5 protein-coding genes are annotated in these 5,492 nt (G+C 50.8%); 4 read left to right on the top strand and 1 reads right to left on the bottom strand.

Annotated features, from left to right (window positions below; translation table 11 throughout):
- The 3 genes from P0Y67_RS22165 to P0Y67_RS22155 all read left to right on the top strand — a co-directional run.
- Positions 1 to 1,113 (top strand): putative 4-mercaptohistidine N1-methyltransferase (locus P0Y67_RS22165; RefSeq protein WP_342393624.1); only part of this gene is annotated, 1,113 nt, incomplete at its 5' end.
- A 116-nt stretch (positions 1,114 to 1,229) separates the two neighbouring features.
- Positions 1,230 to 1,520, top strand: coding sequence for a cysteine-rich CWC family protein (locus tag P0Y67_RS22160; protein WP_446728871.1), 291 nt, complete (start codon positions 1,230 to 1,232; stop codon positions 1,518 to 1,520).
- 56 nt (positions 1,521 to 1,576) lie between these two features.
- Positions 1,577 to 2,026, top strand: coding sequence for an META domain-containing protein (locus P0Y67_RS22155; RefSeq protein WP_027251613.1), 450 nt, complete (start codon positions 1,577 to 1,579; stop codon positions 2,024 to 2,026).
- Here the strand turns inward: P0Y67_RS22155 and P0Y67_RS22150 are convergent, their stop codons facing one another.
- Entirely contained in the window at positions 2,027 to 3,826 is a 1,800-nt protein-coding gene (locus P0Y67_RS22150) for a lysophospholipid acyltransferase family protein (RefSeq protein ID WP_342393622.1), read from the bottom strand.
- Between the two features lie 629 nt (positions 3,827 to 4,455).
- Between P0Y67_RS22150 and P0Y67_RS22145 the strand changes: the two genes are divergently transcribed.
- Positions 4,456 to 5,492 (top strand): hypothetical protein (locus P0Y67_RS22145; RefSeq protein WP_342393621.1); only part of this gene is annotated, 1,037 nt, incomplete at its 3' end.

Raw genomic sequence — 5,492 nt, 5'->3', positions numbered from 1 at the left:
ATTCTGAGACAATGCCTTGATACGGCTTCCCCCTCCTGGCAAGAAGCGCCGGGAAATACCGAGCTGGCTTATTATGCCTCGTCATGCCCGGTTGACCGCTTTGAACATAACGGCCTGTGCGACATAGTGGGTAATGTATGGCAATGGACTGAATCCGCCATCGACGGCTTTCAGGGGTTTAACGTCCACCCGTTATACGATGACTTCTCAACCCCCACCTTTGACGGCCAGCACAATCTGATCAAAGGCGGCTCATGGATTTCAACCGGTAATGAGACTATCCCCGAATCGCGCTACGCTTTTCGTCGTCATTTTTATCAGCATGCGGGATTTCGGTATGTCGCCTCTGAACAGGATCCAGCCAGTATGGCCAATCTGAATATTTATGAAACCAATGAGTTAATCGCGCAATACCTGGAATTTCACTATGGGAATGAGTATTTCTCTGTACCTAATTTCTGTGTCAACGGGGTTAAGCAGTGCCTGCAGGAAATTTCATTGCACAGTACGCAACGGGCACTGGATATCGGCTGCTCCGTCGGCAGAGCCAGCTTTGAACTGGCAAAACGCTTTGACCACGTTGACGGCATAGACTTTTCCGCCCGCTTTATTCAGCAAGCGTATGCCCTGCTTGAGCAGGGGGAGAAACGCTATACCATTCCGACCGAAGGCGATCTGGTGGAGTTTAAAAGCATTACCCTTGACGAATTAGGCTACCAGAACCTGAAAGGCAATATTCACTTCAGCCAAGGCGATGCCTGTAATCTCAAGCCGCAGTTTACCGACTATGATCTGGTCTACGCTTCCAATCTCATTGACCGGCTGGCCGATCCCAAGGCCTTTCTTAACAGTATTGCCAAACGGATTGTGCCGGGGGGATATCTGGTCATTACCTCGCCCTACACCTGGCTGGAAAACTATACGCCCAAAGACATGTGGCTGGGGGGAATTAAGGTGAATGGCGAGAATTTCACCACCTTAGACGGGCTCACTGAAACGCTGATCCCGCATTTCGAACTGATTGCAGTCAAAGAAATTCCGTTCGTGATCCGCGAGACGAAACGGAAATTCCAGCATACTGTGTCTGAGATGACCATCTGGCGTAAACGCTAACCACAAGCTGGCGTGTCTTGCTGTTCACCTGCCAACCCCGGACCAATACATTTCACTTGGTCTGGGGTAAACTAGCCGCTTTTTGAAGTGAGTACTGGCAAGTGAAGACACCGTGCGTGGCGAAGTGTAAAAATCAGGAAGGGATCTGCAGTGGTTGCCTGCGAACCATGAAAGAAATCGGAGAGTGGCGAGTAATGGACGATGACGCGCACACCCAGACTATCGCCCAAATCCAGGGAGTTGAAACCACACATAACTGCGAACGTTGTGGTCAACCGGCTTATTGCGCGATTGAGGACGGCAACAGCCAGTGCTGGTGCTTTGAACTGGCCAGACGCGATACCAGCAGCTTGCCTGAAGGTAAGTGTGTTTGCCGTGCTTGTCTCGCGAGTCTGCCACTGCTGTAAACGGTTAACTGCTACTATTAGAGTGACATTGCCGTACACCTGAGAGTGAAGCTCACATGAAAAAGTGGCTACTGTTTATGGTCTTATTGAGCCTTTTGGGTTGCAACCCTCCGCCAAAAGCAGGATTTACTGCCAGCGATTTGCAGCAAGACTGGGTATTAACCAAAATTGATGGCAGAGAGATCACTCAGATAGAAACGCGCACCCCCATCAGCCTGAGCCTGGACAGCCAGTTTAAAGCGACAGGATTCAGTGGCTGCAATCAGTTCATGGGTCTGGCGGAGCTTAAAAACGGTAACCAGTTCCGTATAACCTCACTCGTATCCACTAAAATGGCCTGTATCCAGAATGAGGTTGCCACTGTCGAGGCGGTCATCGTCAGCGCATTGCAGCAATGGAATACCACTGCACTTGAAAGCGATACCTTATCACTGACGACAGAGCAGCACGTACTGACCTTTGTTCCCAAAGACTTGTCCGTGCCACTTGATTCCGCCACTCCCTGATTAGCCTGTTAAGCCCGCAACCTTGCCATGGTGGGCCAGGTACGCTGAGGCTTTCTCCGGCGTCATATACTTACCTAAGGTCTTTTCCGGGACCTGGGTTAAATCCACGACAATCAATCCATCCAGCGCATCATTGAACTCAGGGTCAACATTAAAGCACACCAGCTTACCGTTTAAACCCAGATACTGCCGCAATAATACCGGTACGCTTTTTCCTGCATCCATCCGTGCAATCACCTTAGAAAGCAGTTGGACGTCCGCCAGTGCCGATAACATATCTGGCTGCCAGAACACCCGGTTATTGCTGGACAAGGGATGTGTCGGCGCCACCAAACGTGCGCTGCTTTCATCGGCATGATGCACAGACATACAAGCAGCGAGCAACTGTCTGGCCTCATGGCTGTACTCATCACTGATACTGACCGGGCCGAACAGATGCGTGTATTTCGGATGCCGGCACACGAATGCCGATATACCTTTCCACAACAACAATAACGCACTCAGACTGCGCTGGTACTCTTCTGCCACCACTGAGCGCCCCAGCTCAATGGAAGCGCCATACTGGCTGATAAACCGCTCGTCGTACCGGAACAGCGTACGGGAATAGAGGCCTTTCAAGCCGTGCTTGGCAATCAGTTCATCCGTCAGTCCCAACCGGTATGCGCCTACAATTTTTTCAGCCTGACGATCCCAGACAAACAGGTGCAGATAACTCTCATCGAAACTATCCAGATCGCTCGCTTTTCCTGTGCCTTCTCCCACCGCCCTGAAATTAATTTCGCGGATGCGTCCCAACTCTTGCAATATTGCCGGGATCTGGCTGGCCCGTGCACAGTAAACATCAAACTCACCGCTGCTCAGCATCCACTCGTCATCACCGAGGCTGGCGATATCCTTTTTCAGTAAGGATAAGGGGACAGGCGCATCTATGGGTTCACCTGAAAAGGCCATTTTTGACGTATCCACGACAGAAGCGGAGGTGCTTGATGGTATCAAACCGGCCTGGCTGCCCAGCAAATAGGTATTGAATTTCAGATAATTGACTAAGTGCTGGTCGTCACTGATATTTTTCACTTCGCTGAACCGAATGCTGTCGCCGATTGCAATCGGAATCGGCGATTGCTGCTTATTCAGCATCTCTCTTCCCAGCATCAGGGTGCGCAGCATGGGATGAATTTTCCCCGCCATGTAGAAATGGCGGCTGTTGCGCCCGCCGATAAACACAGGCACCGTGGTGGCTTTATGTTTGTGAATTAAACGGCTGACCGATTTACTCCACTCTTTGTCGCGAAGCTGCCTTGATTGCCTGTCATAAGCCGACACTTCACCGGCCGGAAATACCAGCAGCAATCCCCTGTCGCTCAAATGGCGGTTGGCTTCGCGCAAGGCTTTAACATTGGCCCGAAGCGCGCTTTCCCCTTCGAATACATCAACACCAATGAACAGTGAGTCCAGTTCAGGGACCGTCTTGAGGTAATGGTTGGCCAGAATTTTCACATCCGGCCGGATCCCTCGCAGTATCTGGGCCAGAATAATGCCCTCTGCGCAACCAAGAGGGTGATTCGCCACCACCACGACAGCGTCCTGCGCGGGGATATTCTGATAACTCCCTTTTACAACATGAAAATCTATCCCCAGCACATCAAGGGAATAGCGAAGAAACGACTCGGTATCTTGTCCCACAGGCCTGTCAGCATAAAAGCGACTCAGTCTGTGCAACCCCGTCGCCCACTCAGTCAGTTTCTCACCGACCCCAAACGGGGTTTTCCGTGGCAAACGAAAAGGACTTACGGTTTCCATACTGTCTCCATCCGAAGTTGGTGTTCGATACGAGTATGAAAAGAATGTGTGACTCAAACGTGTCAGTTCTGCGGCAGAATGATGAGAGAAATACGTCAGTTTAATGAATCGGCACCGGCTTCACAGGCTCTGAAGCAACAGGGCAAAAATCTGAACGAGCGGCGTTCTTAACATTAAGCCAAAGCGAAGAGGAGAATAACGCTATCTTTCTCTGTATAACTCAAAAGATTATTTAACCCCCAAAGGACGGAGGTGGCTGGGAAAGAGGATGAGCTGTTGTGAAAAAACTCATGCTAATACTGGTACTTAACCTTGTGCCATTATTCATTCTGCTGTTAGCCTTCATGCCAGTGCGCTGTTCAGTCAGCATGACAGACTGGATCAACTGGCTGCATCATGCCCCGCAGGTTTCCCTTCACACCCTCTGCTATCCACCGCAACCCAGTAACAATAACGTTAACAGGTACTGACCCCCTCCTCTTTGCACAATTCTGAACTATTCTCTCAATAGGAATCGCAAAAATGTCCTACTGAGCGAACGGCTGCACTCCCAGTGACTCAGGCATTACTCAGCCATAACTCAGCGGTTACTTGCGCTGGGATTCCTCGTTGAATAAAGGAAGGCATATTTGGATACTTTGCTTGGAAACATTGGCTACCTGTCAGCCGCAACCGGTTTTCTGTTCATTTTTTTGCTGTTGCTGACAACCAAAGAAAAAAGCATGCCAAAAAGGCTGTTACAGCTCACCTGCCTCCTTGGCGCAGCCTGGGCCATCACGTCATTTATTCAATATCGCTACCAGCTCTCTATTTTACCTGTGCTGCTGACCGAGAGTTTACTGACGCTGGGCTGGTGTCTGCTGGTGTCCAGCAGCTTAACCAACGCCGGGCAGGTGAAAGACATTCTCAGGGAGAAAGCCCCCCGCTGGCTTTGCCTGTTCATCGCCGCGACCATAGTGCTTGAACTGGCACGCTTCATCTGGCCTGTATTTGGCCAGCGTACTTTCCTTTTTCTGCACTTATGTCAGGCAATTATCGGCCTGTGGTTTGTCGAACTGCGCTTTCGCCGAACCCATAAAGACGAACGCTGGGCCATCAAGCCTATCTGTCTGGGATTAGGGGTCTATTTCGCTTACCACTTTGCGCTTTATGCAGATGCTTTTCTTACCAATATCCTGGCTTCCGGCTTCTGGCTTGGCAGAGGCTGGATAGCCCTGATGTCCCTGCCTTTCATCCTGCTGACCGCCCGGCGCATCAAGCACTGGCAAAGCCGGGTGTACGTCTCGCGGGATATCATTTATCACAGCACGCTGTTACTTGTTGCAGCAGGATATCTGCTGGTGATGGCACTCGCGGGTTTTTATATCAAATCCATGGGCGAAAGCTGGAGCGAGACGGTTCAGATTCTGTTTTTTGCGTTAAGCGCACTGGTGCTGGCCAGCCTCTTTCTGTCAGATACGTTTCGCAAAAACATCATGGTTTTTATCACCAAACATTTCTTTGCCAACAAATACGAATACCGTGAAGAATGGATGCGTTTTGCCACGGCGCTGGAACATCCGGAAGGCACACAATACGACACAGCACTGCGCGCCATGCTTCACCCGTTTGGCTGCCACAGCGGTGTGTTAGCCACCAGACAAGGCCCGAACATGAACGTGCGGGC

The sequence above is a fragment of the Photobacterium sp. SP02 genome (assembly GCF_038519165.1).
In the GTDB taxonomy this organism is placed as follows: domain Bacteria; phylum Pseudomonadota; class Gammaproteobacteria; order Enterobacterales; family Vibrionaceae; genus Photobacterium; species Photobacterium halotolerans.
The sequence above is the reverse complement of the archived record's forward strand: the minus strand, read 5'-3'. Positions and strand labels throughout refer to the sequence as shown.